The sequence below is a fragment of the Shewanella woodyi ATCC 51908 genome (assembly GCF_000019525.1).
Lineage (GTDB): Bacteria > Pseudomonadota > Gammaproteobacteria > Enterobacterales > Shewanellaceae > Shewanella > Shewanella woodyi.
On record NC_010506.1, the window covers coordinates 1,819,711 to 1,842,259 of the forward strand.

The 22,549-nt window shown below is 42.2% G+C and carries 21 protein-coding genes and 2 pseudogenes; 13 read left to right on the forward strand and 10 right to left on the reverse strand.

The window, feature by feature from the left end; translation table 11 throughout:
- Positions 1–27: 27 nt before the first annotated feature.
- Together SWOO_RS07330 and SWOO_RS07335 are read left to right on the forward strand one after the other, a co-directional pair.
- Positions 28–1,275: an MFS transporter gene (locus SWOO_RS07330; RefSeq protein WP_012324076.1), complete on the forward strand. Its 1,248-nt coding sequence runs from the start codon at positions 28–30 to the stop codon at positions 1,273–1,275.
- An 80-nt stretch (positions 1,276–1,355) separates the two neighbouring features.
- Positions 1,356–2,783, forward strand: a complete 1,428-nt coding sequence (locus tag SWOO_RS07335; RefSeq protein WP_012324077.1) for a leucine-rich repeat-containing protein kinase family protein — start codon at positions 1,356–1,358, stop codon at positions 2,781–2,783.
- Positions 2,784–2,809: 26 nt separating this feature from the next.
- Here the strand turns inward: SWOO_RS07335 and SWOO_RS07340 are convergent, their stop codons facing one another.
- From SWOO_RS07340 to SWOO_RS25845, 4 genes are all read right to left on the reverse strand, one after another.
- Positions 2,810–3,109: a DUF6506 family protein gene (locus SWOO_RS07340; RefSeq protein WP_012324078.1), complete on the reverse strand. Its 300-nt coding sequence runs from the start codon at positions 3,107–3,109 to the stop codon at positions 2,810–2,812.
- Positions 3,106–5,040, reverse strand: a complete 1,935-nt coding sequence (locus SWOO_RS07345; protein WP_012324079.1) for a monovalent cation:proton antiporter-2 (CPA2) family protein — start codon at positions 5,038–5,040, stop codon at positions 3,106–3,108. Before SWOO_RS07345 ends, SWOO_RS07340 begins: the two co-directional genes overlap by 4 nt.
- A 25-nt stretch (positions 5,041–5,065) precedes the next feature.
- Positions 5,066–5,683, reverse strand: a complete 618-nt coding sequence (locus tag SWOO_RS07350) for an NAD(P)H-dependent oxidoreductase (protein ID WP_012324080.1) — start codon at positions 5,681–5,683, stop codon at positions 5,066–5,068.
- A 231-nt stretch (positions 5,684–5,914) separates the two neighbouring features.
- Positions 5,915–6,091: a carbon storage regulator gene (locus SWOO_RS25845; protein ID WP_195742867.1), complete on the reverse strand. Its 177-nt coding sequence runs from the start codon at positions 6,089–6,091 to the stop codon at positions 5,915–5,917.
- A gap of 278 nt (positions 6,092–6,369) precedes the next feature.
- On the opposite strand from SWOO_RS25845, the gene SWOO_RS07355 reads away from it, so the two are divergent.
- The 5 genes from SWOO_RS07355 (at position 6,370) to SWOO_RS25850 (ending at position 10,478) form a co-directional block, all read left to right on the forward strand.
- Complete coding sequence (locus SWOO_RS07355) at positions 6,370–6,948, forward strand: PhnA domain-containing protein (RefSeq protein ID WP_012324081.1); 579 nt, start codon at positions 6,370–6,372, stop codon at positions 6,946–6,948.
- A 101-nt stretch (positions 6,949–7,049) separates the two neighbouring features.
- Positions 7,050–7,505: a YaiI/YqxD family protein gene (locus SWOO_RS07360; protein ID WP_012324082.1), complete on the forward strand. Its 456-nt coding sequence runs from the start codon at positions 7,050–7,052 to the stop codon at positions 7,503–7,505.
- Positions 7,506–7,923: 418 nt separating this feature from the next.
- Complete coding sequence (locus SWOO_RS07365; RefSeq protein ID WP_012324083.1) at positions 7,924–9,015, forward strand: PfkB family carbohydrate kinase; 1,092 nt, start codon at positions 7,924–7,926, stop codon at positions 9,013–9,015.
- Positions 9,009–9,923, forward strand: coding sequence for a pseudouridine-5'-phosphate glycosidase (locus tag SWOO_RS07370; RefSeq protein WP_012324084.1), 915 nt, complete (start codon positions 9,009–9,011; stop codon positions 9,921–9,923). The genes SWOO_RS07365 and SWOO_RS07370 overlap by 7 nt, the downstream gene beginning before the upstream one ends.
- Positions 9,924–10,070: 147 nt before the next feature.
- Positions 10,071–10,478: a GFA family protein gene (locus SWOO_RS25850; RefSeq protein ID WP_195742923.1), complete on the forward strand. Its 408-nt coding sequence runs from the start codon at positions 10,071–10,073 to the stop codon at positions 10,476–10,478.
- Here SWOO_RS25850 and SWOO_RS26235 read toward each other — a convergent pair.
- Both SWOO_RS26235 and SWOO_RS26240 read right to left on the reverse strand, forming a co-directional pair.
- Positions 10,465–10,959: a GGDEF domain-containing protein gene (locus SWOO_RS26235; RefSeq protein ID WP_229377322.1), complete on the reverse strand. Its 495-nt coding sequence runs from the start codon at positions 10,957–10,959 to the stop codon at positions 10,465–10,467. The two genes, SWOO_RS25850 and SWOO_RS26235, sit on opposite strands and share 14 nt — an antisense overlap.
- A 158-nt stretch (positions 10,960–11,117) precedes the next feature.
- On the reverse strand, positions 11,118–11,597 hold the full coding sequence (locus tag SWOO_RS26240) for a bacteriohemerythrin (RefSeq protein ID WP_229377325.1): 480 nt from the start codon (positions 11,595–11,597) through the stop codon (positions 11,118–11,120).
- A gap of 263 nt (positions 11,598–11,860) precedes the next feature.
- Between SWOO_RS26240 and SWOO_RS07380 the strand changes: the two genes are divergently transcribed.
- Together SWOO_RS07380 and gltS are read left to right on the forward strand one after the other, a co-directional pair.
- On the forward strand, positions 11,861–12,322 hold the full coding sequence (locus tag SWOO_RS07380) for a DUF3291 domain-containing protein (protein WP_041418022.1): 462 nt from the start codon (positions 11,861–11,863) through the stop codon (positions 12,320–12,322).
- A 106-nt stretch (positions 12,323–12,428) separates the two neighbouring features.
- Positions 12,429–13,673: a sodium/glutamate symporter gene (gltS, locus tag SWOO_RS07385; protein WP_012324087.1), complete on the forward strand. Its 1,245-nt coding sequence runs from the start codon at positions 12,429–12,431 to the stop codon at positions 13,671–13,673.
- Between the two features lie 71 nt (positions 13,674–13,744).
- On the opposite strand, the gene SWOO_RS07390 is transcribed toward gltS, so the two are convergent.
- The 3 genes and pseudogenes from SWOO_RS07390 to SWOO_RS07400 form a co-directional block, all read right to left on the reverse strand.
- Entirely contained in the window at positions 13,745–14,242 is a 498-nt protein-coding gene (locus SWOO_RS07390; protein ID WP_195742868.1) for a universal stress protein, read from the reverse strand.
- A 384-nt stretch (positions 14,243–14,626) separates the two neighbouring features.
- Positions 14,627–15,040: pseudogene (locus SWOO_RS07395) on the reverse strand (NUDIX hydrolase); the annotation flags it as partial.
- A 500-nt stretch (positions 15,041–15,540) separates the two neighbouring features.
- A complete protein-coding gene (locus tag SWOO_RS07400) occupies positions 15,541–15,780 on the reverse strand; it encodes a hypothetical protein (protein WP_012324089.1) in 240 nt (79 codons plus the stop codon).
- Between the two features lie 154 nt (positions 15,781–15,934).
- On the opposite strand from SWOO_RS07400, the gene rsmS reads away from it, so the two are divergent.
- Positions 15,935–16,105 (forward strand): pleiotropic regulatory protein RsmS, encoded by a 171-nt coding sequence (gene rsmS, locus SWOO_RS07405; protein WP_407636068.1) that lies wholly within the window; start codon positions 15,935–15,937, stop codon positions 16,103–16,105.
- A 94-nt stretch (positions 16,106–16,199) separates the two neighbouring features.
- Here rsmS and SWOO_RS25860 read toward each other — a convergent pair.
- Positions 16,200–16,310, reverse strand: a pseudogene (locus tag SWOO_RS25860) (cupin domain-containing protein); the annotation flags it as partial.
- Positions 16,311–16,691: 381 nt separating this feature from the next.
- On the opposite strand from SWOO_RS25860, the gene SWOO_RS07410 reads away from it, so the two are divergent.
- The 3 genes from SWOO_RS07410 (at position 16,692) to SWOO_RS25865 (ending at position 22,547) form a co-directional block, all read left to right on the forward strand.
- Complete coding sequence (locus SWOO_RS07410; RefSeq protein ID WP_041417535.1) at positions 16,692–16,898, forward strand: hypothetical protein; 207 nt, start codon at positions 16,692–16,694, stop codon at positions 16,896–16,898.
- A gap of 241 nt (positions 16,899–17,139) precedes the next feature.
- Complete coding sequence (locus SWOO_RS07415; protein ID WP_195742870.1) at positions 17,140–21,372, forward strand: RHS repeat domain-containing protein; 4,233 nt, start codon at positions 17,140–17,142, stop codon at positions 21,370–21,372.
- The gene (locus SWOO_RS25865) at positions 21,372–22,547 is read left to right on the forward strand and encodes an RHS repeat domain-containing protein (RefSeq protein WP_012324092.1); all 1,176 of its coding nucleotides are present in this window, start codon (positions 21,372–21,374) and stop codon (positions 22,545–22,547) included. Before SWOO_RS07415 ends, SWOO_RS25865 begins: the two co-directional genes overlap by 1 nt.
- Positions 22,548–22,549: the final 2 nt, after the last annotated feature.

The window sequence follows — 22,549 nt, forward strand, 5'->3', positions numbered from 1 at the left end:
TTATAATAATATTAGTTTGAGGGTGTTATGAGTTCTTGGCGTATTAAGTTGTCGTTATTGTTAACCTATTTGGTTTTTGCGATTTTGCTCAATAGTGTTGGCGTTGTGATATTACAAGTTATTAATAACTATGAGGTAAGCAAGTCTTCAGCGAGTGTTCTTGAAGGTTTTAAAGATCTTCCCATCGCAATAGTCTCCTTCTTTGTTGCCTCCTACCTTCCTCGCTTTGGCTATAGGAATGCCATTGTGCTTGGGCTGGTTATCGTGACCTTGGCTTGTATTGTAATGCCGTTAATTCCCAGCTTTGCAATGACAAAAATACTGTTTCTATCCGTAGGCGTTAGTTTCGCTTTGGTAAAAGTATCTGTATACGCAACCGTAGGTTTAATCACCCATGATAGGCAGTCTCATGCCGCCTTTCTCAATACTATTGAGGGTTTTTTCATGGTGGGAGTTTTGTCAGGATATTGGATATTTAGCCTGTTTATCGATCCTGACAGTACGAAATCAACACAGTGGCTGCAGGTGTATTATTGGCTATCTCTACTGTGTGCTTTCAATATACTTCTACTCTTATCGACCCCATTTAAGCAAAGTCGTCAGGCTGAGAGAAAAGACTCAGCGATCACAGAGTTTTTGGCAATGCTGAATCTGGTTAAACTGCCTATGGTGTATGTTTTTGTGACTTCAGCATTTCTCTATGTACTCATAGAGCAAGGCATAGGGACTTGGCTGCCAACCTTTAATAATGAAATTATTCGCTTACCTACCGATATGAGTATTCAGGTTACCAGCATATTTGCAGCGTGTTTGGCGTTAGGCCGCCTAAGCGCAGGCGTTATTTTGAAACGTATTCATTGGTATCTGTTATTGAATATATGCCTAATTGCAATGGCAGCCCTGGTTTTGTTGACCTTGCCTATGACAAATAACCTCGAACCGATTGGTAATAATGATTGGAGCAGTGTTCCTCTTGCCGCTTGGTTATTCCCCTGTATTGGTTTATTTATGGCGCCCATATATCCAGCAATAAACTCAGTAATTTTAAGTGCTCTACCTAAAGATAAGCATGCTGCTATGACTGGGTTAATTGTACTTTTTTCAGCTCTAGGTGGCACCTGTGGCTCAATGCTAACAGGGTATGTATTTGCCGTTTTTGATGGGCAGACAGCTTTCTATCTCATCCTCATTCCTATCTTAATCATCATGATCACCTTAAGGCTCTTGAAGGGAAACGTTCAACGCAGTGGCACTGTCGAAGTGGTGACGCCATAAAGTATATGTATTAAGATGCCCGACCTCGAAAGCCTGCTTCGGGCTTTCAAATCATTAACGATTTATCAGGGCTAATTACTTTGCAGACTCTTGAACAACTTAAATCTGGGCAGCTAAAGGGGGCGACACGCCTACAACTTGCTGAAAACCTATCACTGTTTCCGACGGAAATTTTTGAACTTGCTGACAGCTTAGAGGTGTTAGATCTCTCTAATAATCAACTTGATAGTTTGCCTGATGATTTTGGATGTTTAAAAAAACTAAAGATATTATTCCTCTCCAATAACCGTTTTACCCAGCTTCCAAAGGTCATTGCCAACTGTCCAAAGCTTGAGATGATAGGTTTTAAAGCCAACCAGATAGTGTCGGTTGCCGAAGACTCACTGCCAAAGCACACCCGCTGGCTTATTTTGACCGACAACAAGTTAGAGCGCCTGCCAAACTCCATCGGGGAGCTGTATCGTCTGCAGAAGTTGGCTCTAGCAGGCAACTGCCTGACTGCGCTGCCAGATACTATGGCCAATTGTCACAGCTTGGAGTTGGCTCGTTTGTCGGCCAATCAATTCACCTCTTTGCCTGACTGGTTATTTCAACTGCCAAAACTCTCTTGGTTGGCTGTTGCGGGTAACCCTCTTTTTGCCGAAGGTTACAAGACAGGTTTGACTGAAAACAAGAGTGTTGGCCATGTAAACTTGAGCGATATCGAGTTGGGTGAGCAGATCGGCGAGGGTGCATCCGGCGTTATCTATCGCGCCAGATGGTTAGCTCAGCCTAGATGGCTGCACGGTGAGTCTCTTGATATTGCGGTGAAGCTTTTTAAAGGTGAGGTGACCAGCGATGGTTACCCAAGCGATGAGTTGGCTAACTGTTTACAAGCGGGTGAGCATCAAAACCTGATTAAGGTGGTTGCTCAGATTGATGATGGTGGTCAACTTGGATTAGTGATGGATCTTATTCCTTCAAGTTTTGGTAATTTAGGTCTGCCTCCCTCATTAATCAGTTGTACTCGAGATACTTTCCCTGCGGGTACTGAGTTCGGCCTATCAACCATTATCAATGTGGGTAAGCAGATGGCAGAAACCATGACACATCTGCATCAAAATGGCGTCAGTCACGGGGATCTTTATGCCCACAACACTATGCTAAATAAACATATGCTAAATAAAAATGCGCTAAATACAGATCCGGTAAGTATTTCTAAAAGTGATGAGACCCTGTTTGGTGATTTTGGCGCGGCTTCTAACTTACATCTATTGCCAAGGTTGCAAGCTGAGGCGATGGAGAGCATTGAGGTGCGCGCCTTTGGCTGTCTGTTAGATGACATGCTAAATCAAGTTTCACAGCAAGTCAGTCGCACTGCTGATAAAGCTATATTTAATGAACTCATTGAGTTAAGCCAAGCTTGTATGCAGGTGCAACTTCCTATACGTCCACGTTTTAACGAGCTAAGTTCAGCGTTAAAAGCCTTGCAGTATAAAGTACAAGGCTTGGCTGATGTAGCTATCTAGAGATAAGCCTTAGTGGAAGTTTGAATTTAACTTAATAGCTTAGTCAGCTTTTGGGTTTCAGAGACTGAAAACCCAACAAACCCGATAGGTGTTTGGCTGTCTAAGCTATTGATAACCTTATTGGCACTCTCTTCACCAAAACCGCCACATAACTCAATGACTTGCACCCCTTCCTCAATAAGCTCTCGACACACTGTGATAGCCTGCTCTACAGTACTGACTCCAACTACTTGAGTTTTAAAGTATTCGTTCTCAATGACGGATCTATTCTGTGTTGGCTGATACTCTTTTGCCAACACAATAAAGCCATAGTTTGTCAGTGTCATGAGACTCCCTCATCTGAGTCATTAAACTGTTTCTCATAGCCTTTTGGTGGTGGAGTCCAGCCTCGCTCTACCTTAGCTTGTTCATCAAAGCGTTCACTCTTCATCGCTTTGGCGATGGCGGTTTCCAGCTCGATAAACAGATCTCTAAAGTGTGTACTGTACTTGCTGTCTTCACTATTTGCCTTCCACATTTCGTAGAGAGAATCCTTATAACAAAGCTCGAGTTCACGAAGGGTGGCCCTTTTCTGCTCAGCTTTAAAGGGGTGTACGCCCATCGATATCAATGCTTCCTTGCCTAACTCTAAGGCCGAGTGATAGGTCTCACTGATAATAAAATCGGCGCCTGCATGTTTGAGTTCAAAGTGATGACCTCGGTCGAAGGCTCGGGCAAATATTTTGACCTTAGGGTAGGTATGCTTGACATACTTTGTTAGCTCAACTGCGCGTTCATTATTGTCGATGGCAATAACGATCATAGCGGCGTTTTCTATGCCCGCAGTGTGCAGAAGATCTGGCCTAGTGGCATCGCCGTAAAAGCTTTTAACATTGATCTTTTTAAGGTTTTCGACTTGAGATATTTGATGATCTAGCACCACAGTATCAATCTTATTGGCCCGTAAAAAACGGTTTACCAACTGACCGAAGCGGCCGATGCCAGCGATAATAACAGTGCCTTTTTCGGTTATCTCATCGGCTTCTCTGTCATTTTCTGAATGCTCATATTTTGGCAATATCACCTTATCGAAGAAGATAAATAGGCCTGGGGTGAGGAACATAGAGAGTGCGACGACCAGAGATAACATCTGAGCAAGATCGCTTGGGATCACGTGGTTCTGTACTGTGTAGCTAAGGAGTACGAAGCCAAATTCCCCTGCTTGGGCCAAGCTCAAGGCAAATAGCCAACGGTCGCTATTCTTAATTTTAAAGATAAAGGCTAATGCAAATAAAACTAAGGCTTTAATGAGCATTACGCCAGCAGTTAACCCAAGGACTGGACCGATATTGCTTGCCAACACATTAAAGTCGATACCAGCCCCTACTGTGATAAAGAACAGTCCTAATAACAATCCTTTAAAGGGCTCAATATTGGACTCAAGTTCATGGCGGAACTCGCTGTTGGCTAACACCACTCCAGCGAGAAAAGTTCCTAGCGCAGGTGATAGACCCACAAGGCTCATCAATGCAGCGATGCCAATAACTAGCATAAGCGCCGTGGCAGTGAAGATCTCTCGTAGCCCTGAATTAGCCACATAGCGAAATAGAGGGCGACTTAAGTAGTGACCACCGACGACAACGATGGCGATAGAAAGTAGTAATACGATCCCGTAAGCCCAGCCGGGAAGTCCTGCCACTAAGGAGAGTTCTTCATGATGTTCAGCGGCTTGACCCGCGATGGATTGCGCTTTTTCTATCAGCTCAGGCAGCGCCAGTAGTGGGATAAGCGCCAGCATAGGGATAACAGCGATATCTTGAAACAGTAGTACCGAAAAAGCATTTTTACCGCCTTCGGTTTTTGAGAGATCTTTCTCACTAAAGGTCTGTAACACAATGGCTGTCGATGAGAGCGCAAAGATAAGGCCGACGGTGAGTGCGACACTCCATACGAGTCCAAAATAGAGCCCACCTGCGGTGATCACTAATGTTGTGAGTCCTATCTGCAGACCGCCGAGTCCGATAAGTTTATTACGCATATCCCAGAGCATTCTAGGCTCAAGTTCGAGACCAACGAGAAATAGCATCATCACGACACCAAATTCTGCAAAGTGTTGCAGCGTATTCGTTTCACTGCCAACCAGTCCGATAACAGGTCCAATTATGACCCCTGCGATCAGATAGCCTAGCACTGAGCCAAGCCCGAGTCGTTTAGCCAAAGGCACGGCAATAACCGCAGCGCAAAGGTAGATAAAGGCTTGAATAAAGTAAGCTGTCATGGCGTTTTGTCTTCCTTAGTTATTGTTATGCTTGGATAAGTGTTGCCAAATTCTTGTTCAACAGCGGCAGTGACTTAGCTTGTGCTAAATCGAGTTTATTATTGGACAGTGCATTAAGTAGCTGGTGCATCTGGTTAATATGTTCATGGACGCGATTTTCCTCGACGGCACTGCGTGAGCCAAACAGAACAAAGGGCGCTAAGTATTCCATGCCTGTTAATGAGGCGGTTTGCTCAAGAGGTTGAAGTAGCTCGCGTATGGAAAAATGGTTATAGCCGACTTCTTGATAGGCATCTTCAGAGCCTCCAGCAGAGATGGCGCACAGAAAGGTTTTTCCTTTCAATGCGTTGCCATTCGTGCCATAAGCAAAGCCATATTCCAGCACCAGATCTTGCCACTGTTTTAAAATAGCGGGAGTGGAGTACCAGTAGAGGGGGAACATAAAGATGATCACATCATGCTCAACGAGTCTTTGCTGCTCCTTGTCTATGTCGATATGGAATGTGGGGTATTCACGGTAGAGATCAATACAGGTGACATCACCATGTTGTTGGCACTCGGTAAAGAGTGGTTTATTGACCTCTGATCTCTCTTGGGAAGGGTGTGCAAATAGCACTAAAATTTTCTTTCTCTCATCGGGCATGTTACCGATCCTTGCACCTTTAATATGATTAACTTTAGTAAATTAGCATAGGTTGTGCTGATGGGTAACTGCTTTGTTACTCCTTTTGAATTTAGTGGTTAAACTTGTTTTGATTTTTATTCTGGTTTAATGCTCTTTGTTTTTTATTTTTTTAGGGTTATTACTCTTTTTTTTGTGCCTAAGTATTGCGGTGAAAATATGCTAGCTGAGTACTATTTAGATAATAGCAGGCTACTTATCTAGATCTAATATCTCCGAGCGGTAGATATCGATACTGGGGGCTGCATCGATACCAACCCGATTATCATGGTAGAGGTGCACCTCTATATCTTTTAAGGGTTGACCATCTTTATCATAGATATTAGTCAGAATGAGTGAGCTATTGGCTTTTCTGGTGAGTATAAGCATATGTATTCCCTTACAAGTATTGGTGTTTCTCTATTAAGGTGTAGTTGTCTAATGCTCAAAATTCAATGGATAACAAAAAATCTATCCACAATGGGCACCTTTGCCTTATTAATCACAGTTTGCTTATAGGCTACTTAGCTCACTTTTTTGACCTTTTCAAATATGCTATAATGCGCACCAATTAATTGTTGGCCTTTGCTAAATATGCCAGCATTTTATCCTTATTGTAGTGGTATTTTTGCCGTGCAATTTTTTGATTTCAGATAGATAAGATTGATATGACTAGAGAACTATTAAAGCGTTGTGATAGTAAGTGTGAGCTATGTGGTAGCGAGACAAAGTTAGCCTCTTTTGAGCTTCCTGACTCAAAAGGTTACGGCGATGCGCGTATCATGATTTGTGACACTTGTACTGGTCAAATTCAAGATCCAAGCAGCATCGATATGAATCACTGGCGTTGCCTTAATGACAGCATGTGGAGTCAAGTTCCGGCTGTTCAGATCATGGCTTACCGTATGCTAAAGCAGATAAGCGCAGAAGCTTGGGCTCGTGATCTGTTAGACATGTTATACCTTGATGAACATATGCAAGCATGGGCAGAAGCGGGTATTGAAGAGGTCGATGAAGATTTTGTGCCCCACAAAGACAGTAATGGCGCAATCTTGGAAGCGGGTGATAACGTGGTTATCATTAAAGATCTTAACGTTAAAGGAACCACCTTTACGGCCAAGCGCGGTACTACAGTTCGTGGGATCTCGTTAACCAACAATCCAGAGCATATCGAAGGTCGTGTGAACGGCACTCGTATTGTGATCCTGACCTGTTTTGTGAAAAAAGTACCCGCTGGTGAAGAGTAACCTCAACACTTAGTAAGTTGTACTGATTAACCGCTATGCTCTTATTGAACATGGCGGTTTTTTATATGTAGAATTAGTGTTTTATAAAAGAAGGGAAGTCGATGAAAATTTGGGTTGATGCCGATGCCTGCCCAGGTGTGATAAAAGAGATCCTGTTTCGGGTGGCAGATAGAGCGAAAGTGGAAGTTACCCTAGTGGCAAACCACTCAATGCGTATTCCGCCTTCACGTTATATCAATATGGTGACAGTGCCGTCAGGCTTTGATGTGGCCGATGATGAAATCGTTAAGCGTCTTGATGCTGGCGATCTGGTTATCACCGCCGATATTCCGCTGGCATCAGAGGTGATCGATAAAGGCGGCGTCGCATTAAATCCCCGTGGTGAGCTTTACACTGAGCAGAACATCAAGTCGATTTTAAACATGCGTGATTTTATGGATACCATGCGTGCCAGTGGCGTTCAAACTGGTGGACCAGCTGCGATTGGTGCTAGCGAGAAACAAGCTTTTGGTAATCAGCTAGACCGTTTTGTCACTAAACACCATAAGCCAGTTTAAGCTTCTAGTTACGGGTTACTAGCTTAAGAGCTAAGGGCTAGGGCGGTTACGCGTAACTGATATCAAGTTTAAGGTTACAAGCTTTTTTGAGCAGTCTTTAGCTCGTGATTTATCACTTCCTATTTTCATTCTGCTCACCACTCTCCTTGAGTTATCTTTAACTCGCTACGTGCCATTTTCTTTGCCATATCTTTAGGTATTAGTCCAATTCTCTCTGTTTTACCCAATATATAACCCCCACTGTTCTCTATCTGTTACTAATTAAGTACTGACTTAATCGGAGCTTGTTCACGGTTTTAGCAAGGTTTTTATCTGTTTTACTTGAACTTTATTCTTATTTAGCATATTTTAAAACTTAATATTAAACTTAAGTTTGGTATCCAAACAAATGTTTGGTCGTTAAAACTGGATAATAACAATGACAGAACGCGAACATCAGATACTGGCAATACTTAAACAGAACCCGTTAATTGCACAACAAGACCTTGCCGATCGACTTGGAATAAGTCGCTCCGCTGTTGCAGGGCATATTATGAACCTGACCCATAAAGGCATTATTCGCGGCAAGGGCTATATTTTGGCTGAATCCCGTTATGCCGTGGTGGTTGGGGGGGCCAATATGGATATCCTTGGTCGCCCTTTAGATACGTTGCAAGTGGGGGATTCAAATCCCGGTAGCGTGACCTGCTCTCCTGGTGGAGTGGGGCGAAATATTGCCGAAAACTTAGCCCGCTTAGGTTCTCAAACTCGGCTACTGAGTGCGGTGGGGAAAGATACCTATGGACAGGCTATCATCGACCAGTGTCAGCAAGCGGGTATCGATATGCAGGCCTGCTTGCAGTTAAAGGATGCGTCAACCTCTACTTACCTGTCAGTGCTTGATGGTGATAGCGATATGCATGTTGCTATCAATGACATGGCGATTTTAGATAGGTTGAGCGTCGAGTTATTGAAGGCGCAGGAGGAGATGCTAAGACGTGCAGATCTGCTTATTTTAGATGCTAATCTTTCGGCGCCCGCTCTGGAGTATCTGCTAAGCAACTTCTCCGACAGGCCGATATTTGTCGATACCGTCTCCTGTGCAAAAGCAAAGAAAATCCAACCTTTTTTGAGCGCTATTCACACCTTAAAGCCCAATCTTAAAGAAGCTGAGCAGCTCTCTGGAATAAGCATCGCGAATTATGGCGAACTACCTAAGTTAGGTCATTGGTTTCATGAGCAGGGGGTGCAGCGCATCTTCTTAAGCTTAGGAGCCGATGGGGTTTTTTACAGTGATGGTCAAACTCAGGCGCTTATTCCCGCTGTCGATGTCCCTATGGTCAATGCCAATGGTGCCGGTGATGCTTTCCTTGCTGGCCTTGCCCATGGCTGGCTTCAGGATTGGGATATCGAACAATCAACAAAATTTGCCATGGCTGCGGCCGTAGTGGCTTTGTCACATCTTGCGACCATCAACCCAAACATGTCTGAAATGTCAGTCAATCGTGTTATCAAGGAGTCTATATGTTAGAGCAGTACCTAGATATTAACCCTGAAGTTGCAGCTGCATTAGCCGCTGGAAAGCCAGTTGTTGCATTAGAGTCGACCATTATCTCCCACGGCATGCCTTATCCGCAAAATGTTGAGACGGCGCTGCGTGTTGAGCAAATTATTAGAGACAATGGGGCTATTCCTGCGACGATCGCTATCTTAAAGGGGCGATTAAAAGTTGGGATGACACCTGATGAGATTGAGTACTTAGGCAAAGCGGGCTTGGATGTGATTAAGACCAGCCGCCGTGATATCCCTTTTATCGTCGCTAAGCAAGTTGATGGCGCAACAACTGTAGCATCAACGATGATCTTAGCGGCAATGGCTGGTATTAAGGTTTTCGCGACTGGAGGTATTGGCGGGGTTCACCGCGGAGCTGAGCAAACCTTTGATATCTCTGCTGATCTGCAAGAGTTGGCCAATACTGATGTTGCTGTCGTTTGTGCCGGGGCTAAATCTATTTTAGATATCGGGCTGACCCTTGAATACCTAGAAACCCAAGGTGTGCCGGTTATCGGTCACCAAACTGATACCTTGCCAGCATTTTATACCCGTGAAAGTGATTTTGGTGTGGATTACAGACTTGATACGCCGGAGCAGATTGCTGATGCATTGAAAGCTAAGTGGGCTATGGGGTTAAAAGGTGGCGTCGTGGTAGCAAACCCAATTCCTCAAGCTCATCAACTGGATCGCGCTATGATTGATGAGGTTATCTTAGATGCCTTAGCTCAGATGGATGAGCAGGGTATTTCGGGTAAGGCATCGACGCCATTCCTATTGGCTAAGGTGGCTGAAAAGACCAAAGGTTCAAGCCTTAAAGCTAACATAGAGCTAGTTTTTAATAATGCCAAGCTTGCTGCTGAGATTGCGGTTGAATATACAAAATAGCAGTTGATATATAGTCATAAAAAAGCGCCTTAGGGCGCTTTTTTATGTTTAGTTCGTTTGGTGCTAAATTGCTTGCCGCTCATGTTATCATCAAGATATTTTAAGATAAAACCTAGATGGTAAAGTAAGTTGGAGTCACAATAAATGGTGTATGTCGGAAAGTGTTTGTGCGGTGAAGTACAGATAAAAATCAATGGCGGGATTAGTGACATTATTCACTGCCACTGCTCATTGTGCAGAAAAAATAGCGGTACAGCTTTTGCCACTAACGGTTTCGTCAATGCTGCAGATTTTGAGATCATATCAGGCGAAAAAAGCTTAAGCACATTTTCATTTAAACCCGGTCGAAATAGACATTTTTGCTCTCATTGTGGCTCACCTGTGTATAGCTCAAATGAACAGGATCCTAGCCGCTATAGGTTAAGACTAGGGATCCTGGACTCAGATATTACTGAACGACCCATCTCCCACAATTTTGTTTCATCGAAAGCGAGTTGGGAAGAGTTAGATAGCAAGTTGCCTAGATACGACTCTTTTGAACCTAGCAGGCAATAGCAGTTTCAGTCCGTATGCAGTTTTTCCCCGCCTCTTTGGCAAGGTAGAGGGCTTGGTCGGCCTGTTTAAGAAGCTCTGTTTGCTGCATCATATCTGAGGTTCTTACCGCCAAACCTATACTCACACAGCCTCTCCAGTGTCCATTTAAATTTAAATTGCTCTTGTTGGCGCCAAATGTCACTAAGATGGCGTTAACTTTAGTGAGGAGCTGGTTGGCGATATGCTGTGTTCCTGCCAAATCTGTTTCGGGGCAGAGAATAAGAAACTCATCTCCCCCTAAGCGGCAGACAAAATCATCGGTGCGCACTGCATGTTCGAGAACTTTGGCCAGCCGGCATAACACAAGATCGCCAGCATCATGGCCATAGGTGTCGTTTACGGTTTTAAAGTGATCGACATCTATCATAATGCAGCCAAGAGAGGAGCCGGGTTTGTGCCAAAGCTGAGTTAATTTCTCCATGGCAAAACGTCGGTTTGCCAAACCTGTAAGCATATCGGTAATGGAAAGCTTTTCCAGATGAGTGTTAGCATCGCTAAGGGCCTGAGTTCGTAGTCGAACTTTCTCCTCTAAGGTTTGATTGAGATCGATGAGCTGTTTATTACGTTGAGATACCTGATTAAAGAGGCCATTGAGCGCAGTCAGTAGGGGAGCGGTGGCATTATCGGCTTGTGACTCCTCCTTTGCAAAGCTTCCTGTGGAGTCATGCCTGCATCTATCGCTTCAATTTGACGAGCCATGTTTTTGTCATCACCTAAAATATGGTAAGCAAGCCACTGGGTCAGAAAATCCAACAGGTATTTAAGGACTTCTGGCTGATCGATGGAGATGCTTGCCTGCATCAGTTGTACTTCATGGAGAAAGTAACGATGAGCCTGCTTTTGCATAGTAAGGTGTCTCGGGTCTATTCCCTTTTCATGCATTAACCGCTCTTCATCCTGAAAATGTTCTTGGGTGTATAGCCATAGCTCCTGTAATACCTGATTGATATCTTCCATGATAAGTTCATCACAGGCGAGTTGATGACCAAAGCGGTTTATCAGATCCACTAACTTTTTATGTTGAAAATCAACATTATCTATCCCTGTGGCAAAGTTCTTGTCCCATTGAAATGGATCCATTTTTAAATTATCGCTCTCATATTTTTTATCGACGACAGATTTTAGATAGAGATCAATGCACTGTCGTTGTTCTGGCGCACAGTTTTGTTTTTATGTGTTAGCAGTTGAAGGGGAAAAGTCATGAGCTGTAGCTTGATGCAGTAGGTTTGATGCAATAGCTTTGATGTAATAGTCTTGATGCAATTTTGCTCTTGTGCTTATATCTATGACTAACGTGATATTTTAGGTTCAAGGATCGAGTGATGAGTAAGCATGATGTTGAGATGGAGCTGGCCCAATTAAATATTGCTAAAGCCAGAGGAGAGATGGATGAGCCTTTGATGAAGGAGTTTGTCGATAACTTAGAGTCTGTCAACGCGATGGCTGAGTCCAGTGAAGGCTTTATTTGGCGACTTAAAGATGAAAGTGGTGATGCGACTGCTATTCAGGCTTTTGATGATCCTCTGTTACTGGTCAATATGTCTGTATGGCAATCTCCCGATGCGCTTAAGGGGTTTATGTACATGACTCACCACATTAGCTTTATGAAGCGTAAAAAGGAGTGGTTTGAGAAGTTAACCCAGGCGAACTATGTGCTTTGGTGGGTACCTAAAGGGCATATACCCGATGTCGAGGAGGGAAAGTTAAGGTTAGAGCACTTAAGAGAGCATGGAGAGTCGCCCTATGCGTTTAGTTTTAAGAGCCGTTTTGAGCCCAGTGATTTGGTGATCACTAAGATAGCTTGACCTTGTTTACATCTTAATAAGTTATTTATTTTAATCAGTTTTTATCTTTTACTAAGCGTTATTATTTTGTAAGCTAAGTTCACGCTTATAAAGGATAAAAACTAGAATGGATCCCCAAGTATTAGAACCACAACTGCTCGAGATTAAAGATTTTGTCTCTTTCACTTTAGCTATCATCGCACTATTCATCGGTAAAGCCATTATCTCTCGCTATGAGTTATTGCGAAAGTACAGTATTCCAGAGCCCGTCGTTGGTGGTTTTGCTTGTGCATCTATTGTCGGCATTCTCTATTATGGATTTGATCTTCAAATAGAGTTTAATTTGGATGTAAGAGATATTTTGCTTCTGTATTTCTTTGCTGGAATAGGATTGAAAGCTGATTTTGCCACCTTAATTAAAGGTGGCAAACCCTTACTTATTTTAATCACATTGTCGACGCTGTTTATCTTTATGCAAAACTTTATGGGGGTCAGCGTTGCATCCCTATTTGGATTAGATCCTAAAGCCGGTTTAATGTCGGGCTCTATTTCGTTGATTGGTGGCGTGGGTACGGCAATGGCTTGGACGCCTACGTTTGTGGAAGAGCTGGGTATCGCTAATGCAAATGAGCTTGGGATTGCATCAAATACATTAGGGTTAATTTCTGCTTGTGTGATTGGTGGACCTATCGCTGCATACTTGATGAAACGTCATCATATTAAGGCTAATCAAGATGACAGTTTAGATATCGGTGCGAGCCATAAAACTAGCTCTCAGCATATCAGAGTGGACTATTTTGGTGTGTTAAGAGCTTGGCTCTGGCTAAATGTGACCTTGATTATTGGTTATTTCATCGATATTGCATTGCAGGAGTTAGGGCTTAAACTGCCCATGTTTGTGGCGTGTTTGTTGGCTGGTATTATCATAGGCAATAGTGGGCGAGCTCTGCTTAATCGAAGCAAAGATAAAGGAGAGGCTTACCTTAAAGATGCTTCTCAAGGACTTTCTTTAATTCAAGATATCTGTCTAGGCATGTTTTTAACCATGGCATTGATGAGCCTGAAAATATGGGAGCTTGAAGGTAGTCTGTTTTATATATCAGTGGTAATGAGCTTACAGGTGCTGCTTTCGATTATCTTTACTGTGTTTATTGTCTTTAGAATGATGGGCAAAGATTATGAGGCTGCTGTTATCTGTTCGGGTTTTGGTGGGGTAACTTTGGGCTCGACGGCAACTGCGATTGTGAATATGACTGCGGTTACTCAACAATATGGTGCAGCGCATAGAGCCTTTATTATCGTACCTTTAGTCTGTGGTTTCTTTATCGACATTATCAATGCGATGATCATTAACCTCTTTGCATACTTTTAAATGCGTTTTGGTCGTTAATTTTGTGTGGATGAAAAGGAGCTAAGGCTCCTTTTTGGTTTCAGATATAAATATTACTCTTCATCATCAAGTTTGATAAACATCAAGTCGCACGGCATATTACGTAAGACGGGTTCGCTGGGAGAGAGTAGCATTTGCCTGATAAAGCTTGATTTGTGATGACCCATAATCAAGAGATCAATGTGGTACTTTTCGACGCTATCGATAATCTCATCATCAACATAACCACTGTGAAAGATGTGCTCTTTAATCTCATATTCTTGTGAGTTAGCCAGTTGGTTCATAGCGGCGATAGACTCCTGTCTTAATGCTTGATCTCTTTCTTGAAACTCGATTCCAAGCATACCCTCATAAGTGTGTGGTATATCTAAGTCCACGTGGATCAAACTGAGTTGGGCATTATTTTGTTTCGCTATTTGGGCTGCCTTTCTTAAGATTTTTTCACTGTCTTTATTTAGCGCGACTGAAAGAAGAATATGCTTGTAGTTCATCATGATCACCATCACTGGCAAAACCAGAAGTTGATTAGGTATAAGTTCAGAGTAGACCATAATGGCTCGGGGTAACATTGAGTTATTTCAATGCGACCCTTAAGAAAAACTGACTGTAATACCAATTGCATTAAGTATGTAATCAATTCAGAGTGCCTCAGGTTTTTCTATTCAAGGCGCATTGGCGAGGAAATGGTTATTCCCTTTTAAGTCAATGCAAAGCAGAAGAGGAAATCCTGAGACGCTCACATAGTGCGGCTGATGTTCAAAGCAAACGGCAAAACACTTTATGCTGCGTTTGGGTCTCTAGATATAGAATAACTATTAGCTTCAATACCCAGCCTTGCCTACAGCTCTTTGAACTCCCGCTGAATGGTCAGATACTTACTGCAATTGGTATAAACTGGTGATAGGGCAGTTTTGTTTGATAGTGGACTTTTAAGGTTAGAGTAGCTCTGCGACGATAAGTTTTAATAGAAAGGTTTCGCGTACAATGGAGAGGCCTTTTTTGTCGCTGTTGGCGAGAGTGTGCTCGTTATGCTTAATGGCCTCATGGATGTTTATCCACACTGGAGTCATGCCATTTTGGATCTCATGAGCCTCTAACTTAGTTTCCCCGAGCTCTGGGTGGATATCACAGATAAAGCAGTAGGACTCCATATGCACAATGTCGAAATCACCTTTATACCAAGGCCGAAACTCCTCATAAAGCCCGAACTCCTGTAACACTTCGATGTGCTGTGCTCCAGTCTCCTCCTCAAGCTCACGAATGAGCCCCGCCTCTATTGACTCGCCCTCATCGACTCCGCCACCGGGAAGACTGTAATCATGGTAACGTTCGGTGTAGAGCATTAATACCAATCAATATAAAGATTTGATCGCTCAGCGAGAGTTTAGCGGTTCTGAGGCAAGACAACGAGTGAAGAGCATAGTTATTCTACGGTTAAGCTTGTTAACACAGCATCAGCACCGCTAAAACTCGCCTGTAAGGAGTGTTTTTGGCTGCCTACTTCTGCGTTGAATGAACTCACAAGGGAACAACCATTCCATCATCCATTCGCCTTGAATTAGTTTGCCAAAAGACACTCTGAGTAGATCAACTTCTTATACTGATTGGTATAAGTTCTCACCATCAAGAATGATGCCACGGGCCGCTTTTCGGGTGAAACTTTTACCTTCACGTGATTGGATATTTGGGTGTGTGCTTGAGGCTAATAAACGCATATGAAGATCTAATGTCAGAGTGAAGGCAAAGGGGGATACCTAGATAGTCGTTTAAAACGAATCTAGGCCTTGAATCTTTATTCGTCATCCTGAACTTGTTTCAGGATCCAGCTTGAGTTTTTAAGCTGTTATCGTTAAAGGACTAATTCAAGCTCTAGCTCAATGTCAGTGCAGTGTTTTTTGCAGAACACACCGTATTTTTTCTCAGTGTCTTTTTCGGTAGGGACGATTAAAGTCAGTGGCTGTTTACAGGTCTCACACTGTACAGTGTTGCCTTTAAACAGGCGCTTTATCAGGTTTTTCTGTTCATTAAACGACTTAGCAGTTGTCTTATTGATAATTGAAAAGTCGATTTTGTTAGTCTCAGTGGTCATAAATATTCGTGATTAACTTAGCTATAGCGGCATTATACCCAAGGGGTTGTAGAATGCGAGAGATAAGCGTTAAAGCAGCTATTAGCTGTTTTTTCTTGTTAACTGGCCTTAGAATATTGGTTCAAGTAAATTAAAGACCAGTAATAGGTAAAAAATGATGGCGACAGATACTCCTAAAAGCTCAATCGACAGTGCCAGCGATGAAGTTAAGCTCGCGGTAGATCTTATCTATCTGCTTGAAAGCCATAATATCGATCCCCAAGTTGCACTATCAGCCATCGAGATTGTGGCATCAGATCTTAAAGCTAAGCTTGTAAAGGCATAGAGCTCCTCTCCAAGATAAAATCATTATGCTATCAAACTGTTAAGTTGATGGGCGAGTCAAAAGGCTCACCAACTCAGGCTAACTTTATATTTTATTAAACTGGCAAGTGTCCTACTTTAACTAAGATGATGGTCTCCTCTTTAACAAAAGGGTGATGTTGGCTCATGTGCGGGCTACGTATCCAAGTGTTTGCTGGGTATTGTCCATACATGCCTCAATAAAAGTTACAGCTACAGACATTCGAAGTTTACTTTGGGCATTTTTATCATTACTACTTTGTGAGTAAACCCCATCCGACGAATGATATTACGCGTTTAGTAGTCATTCATTTAACATCAAAATCCGAGCTTTTTCATTAGGGAATGGATACTTTTATGAAAAGTATGAATACTCCTAAGCAGAAGTTTCTATATTCCCAAAACCTAGTTGTTTATGATTTTAAAAAAATATTTGCGTCTTCCGATAGCACAAAATCTCGAATGTGCAACTATTTTTAGTGTGCAAATTGTAATATTTGTTTACATTTTGGTGGTTGTGTGTAATCGTTTTGGTGCGCTCATCAGAAGGAGTTTCTGGGTAAGGGATTATGGTTAGTCAATGGATTTCAATTTTTGCTTTATTTTTATCATCACTAATATGTCTTGATAATGCTTATGCTGGACCAAATTCAGGCTATCAATGTCGTGAAGCTGAAATAGGTGCTGGTAATCATGGTCTGGTAGCTGCTCATCTCCTTTCAAATTTTACTTTCGTTACAGGTAAAACCAATATTCAACTACGTATTTTCCATTAGCGTGAAGGAGTGTGGCTTCATATTATATGGAGTAATTTTTTACTTAAATTTTAATTTAGAAAATGAGACCTTTTAATAAAAAAAATTAGGGGGTTAGAGGTTAAACGAATGCCGGGAGTTTACCTTAAGTTGTGCGTTGCCTTTATTTAATAGTTAAATACCGCAAGGCTAGACAGGGATAGTATTATTTTTGAGGTTAATTATGTGGAATGTTCGCAATATATATATAATAAAAAAAGTTATGGTTATTGCCTTGTTAGTGCTTATCTCGTTACCAGTACTATCTGAGAATGATGGGGACGATGAAGAGCTTAACAACAATGAATTTTTGAATGACTCTTTTATCAAAAAATTGACCCCGAATTATGGACTCAGTTTTCACTCCAGTGATTTGATGGGGGAGAAATATGATATTGCTAATGGTCTGTTAACGTTTCACCGAACTGATGCAAATATTCCCGGGAACTCAGGCTTACAAGTCGCGTACAACACTTCATTTACGGTTGATAGGCCAGAAATTACAGGCTGGAAAGAGGAGCTTCCTCGAATTGAATTTCAAATGGTAAGAAGTTACGGGCAAGCTGAAGATTTTTATTTTGCTGAAGCATGGAAGTCGAACAGTAACAATCGTTGTTCTGGCTTACAACATTTACGGGGGATTACTGCTTCTTATGATGATGAAAATGGTAACAGTACTAATGTTCGTCTTCGTGGTGATAGGTATTCTTCTGGATTAAGACTTATCATTCCCAATAAGGTCTCTAGTATCTTGATGTATCCTAGCCCAAATCAATTGGAAGATTTACCACAAGGTACACGCTATTCAACGAATAATGATTGGGTTATATCTTGCTTTACAACAGGTGGAAATGAAGGCTTTTTAGCGACAAGTCCAGAAGGGGTCAAGTACTATTTAGATGAGTATAAGTTTTATAAATATGAACTGAATAGTAATACATCTGAGATTTCATTACCGAGTCGTGGTGGCTCCAGTTCATATCGTAAAGTAAAACATGCCTTATATGCTTCTAAGGTAGAGGACAGGTTTGGTAATGTTGTTGAATATCAATATAATGATAAAAAAGAGCTCATAAAAATTGTATCTAATGATGGAAGGGAAGTTACTGTTGAACGACCATCAAACTCAGTTAAATTAATTAAATCATCAGGCAAAGTGTGGAAATATGTGTCTGGAGGCTCTTACACTACAAATACCTCTCTTTTAGAGGTGACTATGCCTGATGGGAGAAAGTGGAATTACGATCTTCATTATGTTGACGAGCCGGATGATCAAGAAGATTCTTGTAGCTCTTCTATAAGCCCTACTTTGGAGGAGATGAATGTCACTCACCCTGATGGCTCGTCTGCTATTTTCTACTTTGGTGCTAGGGAGTTCTTTAGGGCTAATGTTAAGTGGTGGTTTCTAAAAAGCCTTTATGATTACAATGATCTTCCTGACCACACCTGTACTAACAATTATGCGTTAGTAAAGAAAAAGTTGAATGTTTTAAGTGAGGAATATGTATGGCGGTATTCATACTCTGAAAATTCTGGTCACTATAGAGGGAAAACTAGAGAGCGATTCCAAGATTTAGAGGGCGATATTCCAAATAATATAGACAGGCTCTTACATAGAACGACCACAGTTACAAACCCCGACCTATCAAAAATAGTTTATTACGTAAATAGGGATTCTTGGTCATGGAAAGAGGGGAAAATTGAAGCAGTAGAAAAACTTGATGGAAATAATACTTTAGTAGAGCAAGTTCAATATGAATTTGATGCTCCAGAGTACAATGGATACCCCGTGAATAGTGATTTTTATAATAATTATTCAAAGCGGGCAAATGGGATCAAAACTAAAACGACCTCTATTTATGATGACGATGTATTCGTAAGTGATGTAGTTGAGTTTAATAAATTTGGTCGTCCTTTGATAACTTCAGAGTCCTCAACGGTATTTTCTGAGAAAAAATACAGGAAAGTAGAGTACCAACACGATAAAAATAACTGGGTACTCAATTTACCCACTAAACAATATGTATCAAGCACCTCTAGTTTTGGAGAGCCCTATAAAGAAACAACATACAATAATAGCTTGTTACCCTATCAGAAAAAGTTATTTGGTCGTTTAGTTTCAACCAATACCTATCACGCTGACGGTAATCTTAAGAAAACAACTTTTAGTGGCTTAAACCGTTATGAGCAGTTTGATGATTACTATCGCGGTAAAGCCCGTAAAATCACTATGCCTTGCGCAACCACAAATGGTTGTAATACAGCAAATGGCAGCACCACTAATACAGTCATTGCTAAGCTAGAAGTTAATAGTGATGGCACCACAAAAAGTGTGACTGATTTTAATGGCCATAAAACCAGTTATAGCTATAACCCAATTGGTTGGTTAACTAAGATTGATTATGTCAATGGTGACTGGTCTGACAAAATCATCAAATACGCTCAGGTGACCACTGCAAATGATGGTATCACCGGTAGCGGTATCGCAGTTGGCCAACTTAAACAAACCATTACTCAAGGCAATTTTGAGCAGAAAATCTATCATGATGGTCTGTTACGCCCAACCTTCACGCGAACAAGAGATAAAGCCAACAGTGACACTATCAGTTACCAACGTACTGAGTATGACCATGAAAACCGCCCAACACTGCAATCCTTCCCAAGTAGTAATGCAAGTGCGACAACTGGCACGGTAACAACATATGATGCTCTAGGTCGTGTAATTGGGACCTTGCGTCAAAGCGATAATGCCGCTAGTAGTATCGAATACTTAAGTGGTAACAAACAAAGAGTCACCGATGCTAAAGGCAATGTGACTACAACAACCTATCTGGCGTATGGTAGCCCCAGTTATGACAAGCCAACGTTTATAGATGCCCCAGACAGTGAGGATACCAGCATTGCCTACAACAAATTCGGTCAGATTAAAACAATTACCCAAGGAGAGGTGACCGAAAAGCGCTTATATGATGGTTATCAACAACTGTGTAAAACCTATCGTCCTGAAACGGGAGTAACTGCTTATGGTTACAACACACAGCGCCAGCCTATTTGGCGTGCTGAGGGGACTGATGGAGGTCATGTTAGCTGCACGCCATCATCGGTGCCTGCATCACATAAAGTGATTATTGGTTATGACAATCTAGGACAATTAAGAACTGAAAACTTCCCCGACACCACACCTGATAATACCTATGGTTATGATGCGAATGGTAATCTTGCAAGTCTGACCTCAGGCAGTGGTAGCAGCGCCATTAGTTGGAGCTACCTGTACAACTCACTTAACCTGATAGATAAAGAAACCCTATCCATCGACGGCAAAAGTTTTGTGTTGGATTGGGAGTATAACAGCTTAGGAAACGTAGACTCCTTAACGTATCCTTCAGGAAGGCCTATTAGTTTTGCCCCGAATGCTTTAGGGCAGCCAACCAAGGCGAGTGAAGGGGTTATCAATTACGCCAGTGATATAGAATACCATCCCAACGGCCAGTTAAAACAGCTGACCTATGGTAATGGGATGGTGCGTAATGTGGCTTTAGATACCACAGGGCGTATCGATGCCATCACTGATGCTAAGGGAAGCGCTTATCAACTGAACTTAGATCCAAGTTATGACTTAAACGATAACATTCATAGTGTTATCGACTGGGTTGACCGCAGCAATGATATCGACAACATGAGTTATGACGGCCTAGACCGTTTAAAGTCTGCTGATGGTAAGTGGGGCACTGGCAATTACACTTATGATGGATTAGGTAATATCAAAACCCGCAGTATCAGTGGTTCATCGATTACTTACCACTACAATACGCTCAATCGCCTCGACAAACTTAGTGGAGCTTATGCCTACAACTATGCATACGATACCCGCGGTAACGTGACTCACAATGGTCGCTATGGCTTAGGTTTTAACCGTGCGAATCAAGTCACCACAGCCAAAGGTATCCCTTACCGTTACGATGGCCACAATCGCCGAGTATCAAAAAAAGCTGATGAATACAGTATTTATAGTCAAGCAGGTCAGCTACTTTATCGACAAAAAGACAATGGTGATAAAACCGATACTCTCTACTTAGGTAAGCAGTTAATTGCAGAGGTTGAGCATAGAGGCACTTATACTCCCCCAGCACCCAAACCGAGCATTAGTCTTATCTTTTCTGGCGGGGGAAGCAGTGGTGGGGATTGCCCTAAAGGGTTTGTGTGTGAATCGGCAAGTGCCATACCGACTCTTCCCCCAGCTGATGCGTACACATTGTCATGGACAACAAGCAATGCCGATAGCTGTACTGGTAAGGTCTTTAGAAATGGCTCTTTACACTCAACACTTTCAGGCATCAGCAATACGGGGATTTACTTCGAAAATGAAGGTGCGGGCTATGGAGCGGAGCTAACCTGTAGTAGCAGTGGTGGCACTACGACTAAATTTGCGTATGCAGGCAATGGAGATGAATACTAATGAAAATATTAACATTCACTCGGTTTGCCATTAATTCATTTGTTGCGTTTGTCCTGTCAGTTGCTTCACTGTCTTTTCAAGCAGAGGCAAGCCAAGGGCAAACGGTATTTATCCCCATTGCGGTGGGGGACATCACCACCTTCATTCCCATTATGCCTTCAAGTAGCACTGGGAGTGTGACCAGCACCACGACTGATGGCAGTTATAACCTCAATTGGTCAGCGGTGACGAATGCAAGTTATTACCAAATCATTATCACCGATGAAGATGGTAAAAAACGCATCATTAAGGTATTCGGAACCAGCTACGACTTGGCTGGCTTGTCGTTGGGGAGTAATACCATAGAGGTGCAAGCTTGTAATGCCAATCATCAATGTGGTGTGGGGTATCTAGCGGGCACAGTGTCGCGCAGCTCTAAGGTGACATATCAGCATACCGACATGCTGGGCACACCTGTGATGGAGACCGATGTCGCCGGACAAGTGGTAAGCCGTAGTGTCTATGAGCCATTTGGTAAGCGCCTTGGCGGTGAGAAAACAGGCATTGGTTATACTGGACACCTGCAAGATGAAGACCTAGGTCTGACCTATATGCAGGCCAGGTACTATGATCCATTGATAGGCAGGTTTTATTCGAATGATCCGGTTGGATTTACAGGTGAAGTCGATACATTTAATCGCTATTCTTATGTTGCAAATAACCCTTATAAATATACAGACCCTAATGGTCAATCAAAGCGTCGCCTCAGAAACCAAGCAAAGGAAGCTAGGGAGAACAACCAAATTGCAGAAGTTGCAGGTGAAGCGCTTGTTAATATATTACCTGAAGGAGCAGTAAAAGATTTTATTCAGGAAAATGTTAATGTAATAAAGGCAAACAATCGAAGAGGCGCATTAAAAAAAGGACAGCAACATGCTCAGGTTCCTCGAAAGTCTAAAGGGGGAGAAGATATACCTATGAATGAATTAAACCATTCAAGTAGAGGTAAGAATTATAATAAAATTAAGGAAAGTGGTGGTACAAACCTTGGGCGTAGAGATACTAATTCTAAATCGAGCGTGATGGACCACCCAGATGGTCATAATGATAATAATGCTACACATCATGAAAGCCCTCATGTACATGCAACTAACAAAAAAGGCGACTCGATAATCATTGAGTATGAGAATGAATAACT

Excerpts from the sequence above, each read along its gene's own strand:
- SWOO_RS07330 (WP_012324076.1), top strand. The coding sequence starts at position 28 with ATGAGTTCTTGGCGTATTAAGTTGTCGTTATTGTTAACCTATTTGGTT.
- SWOO_RS07340 (WP_012324078.1), bottom strand. The coding sequence starts at position 3,109 with ATGACACTGACAAACTATGGCTTTATTGTGTTGGCAAAAGAGTATCAG.
- SWOO_RS07345 (WP_012324079.1), bottom strand. The coding sequence starts at position 5,040 with ATGACAGCTTACTTTATTCAAGCCTTTATCTACCTTTGCGCTGCGGTT.
- SWOO_RS07350 (WP_012324080.1), bottom strand. The coding sequence starts at position 5,683 with ATGCCCGATGAGAGAAAGAAAATTTTAGTGCTATTTGCACACCCTTCC.
- SWOO_RS25845 (WP_195742867.1), bottom strand. The coding sequence starts at position 6,091 with ATGCTTATACTCACCAGAAAAGCCAATAGCTCACTCATTCTGACTAAT.
- SWOO_RS07355 (WP_012324081.1), top strand. The coding sequence starts at position 6,370 with ATGACTAGAGAACTATTAAAGCGTTGTGATAGTAAGTGTGAGCTATGT.
- SWOO_RS07360 (WP_012324082.1), top strand. The coding sequence starts at position 7,050 with ATGAAAATTTGGGTTGATGCCGATGCCTGCCCAGGTGTGATAAAAGAG.
- SWOO_RS07365 (WP_012324083.1), top strand. The coding sequence starts at position 7,924 with ATGACAGAACGCGAACATCAGATACTGGCAATACTTAAACAGAACCCG.
- SWOO_RS07370 (WP_012324084.1), top strand. The coding sequence starts at position 9,009 with ATGTTAGAGCAGTACCTAGATATTAACCCTGAAGTTGCAGCTGCATTA.
- SWOO_RS26240 (WP_229377325.1), bottom strand. The coding sequence starts at position 11,597 with ATGGATCCATTTCAATGGGACAAGAACTTTGCCACAGGGATAGATAAT.
- SWOO_RS07380 (WP_041418022.1), top strand. The coding sequence starts at position 11,861 with ATGGAGCTGGCCCAATTAAATATTGCTAAAGCCAGAGGAGAGATGGAT.
- gltS (WP_012324087.1), top strand. The coding sequence starts at position 12,429 with ATGGATCCCCAAGTATTAGAACCACAACTGCTCGAGATTAAAGATTTT.
- SWOO_RS07390 (WP_195742868.1), bottom strand. The coding sequence starts at position 14,242 with ATGGTCTACTCTGAACTTATACCTAATCAACTTCTGGTTTTGCCAGTG.
- SWOO_RS07400 (WP_012324089.1), bottom strand. The coding sequence starts at position 15,780 with ATGACCACTGAGACTAACAAAATCGACTTTTCAATTATCAATAAGACA.
- rsmS (WP_407636068.1), top strand. The coding sequence starts at position 15,935 with ATGATGGCGACAGATACTCCTAAAAGCTCAATCGACAGTGCCAGCGAT.
- SWOO_RS07410 (WP_041417535.1), top strand. The coding sequence starts at position 16,692 with ATGGTTAGTCAATGGATTTCAATTTTTGCTTTATTTTTATCATCACTA.
- SWOO_RS07415 (WP_195742870.1), top strand. The coding sequence starts at position 17,140 with ATGGTTATTGCCTTGTTAGTGCTTATCTCGTTACCAGTACTATCTGAG.
- SWOO_RS25865 (WP_012324092.1), top strand. The coding sequence starts at position 21,372 with ATGAAAATATTAACATTCACTCGGTTTGCCATTAATTCATTTGTTGCG.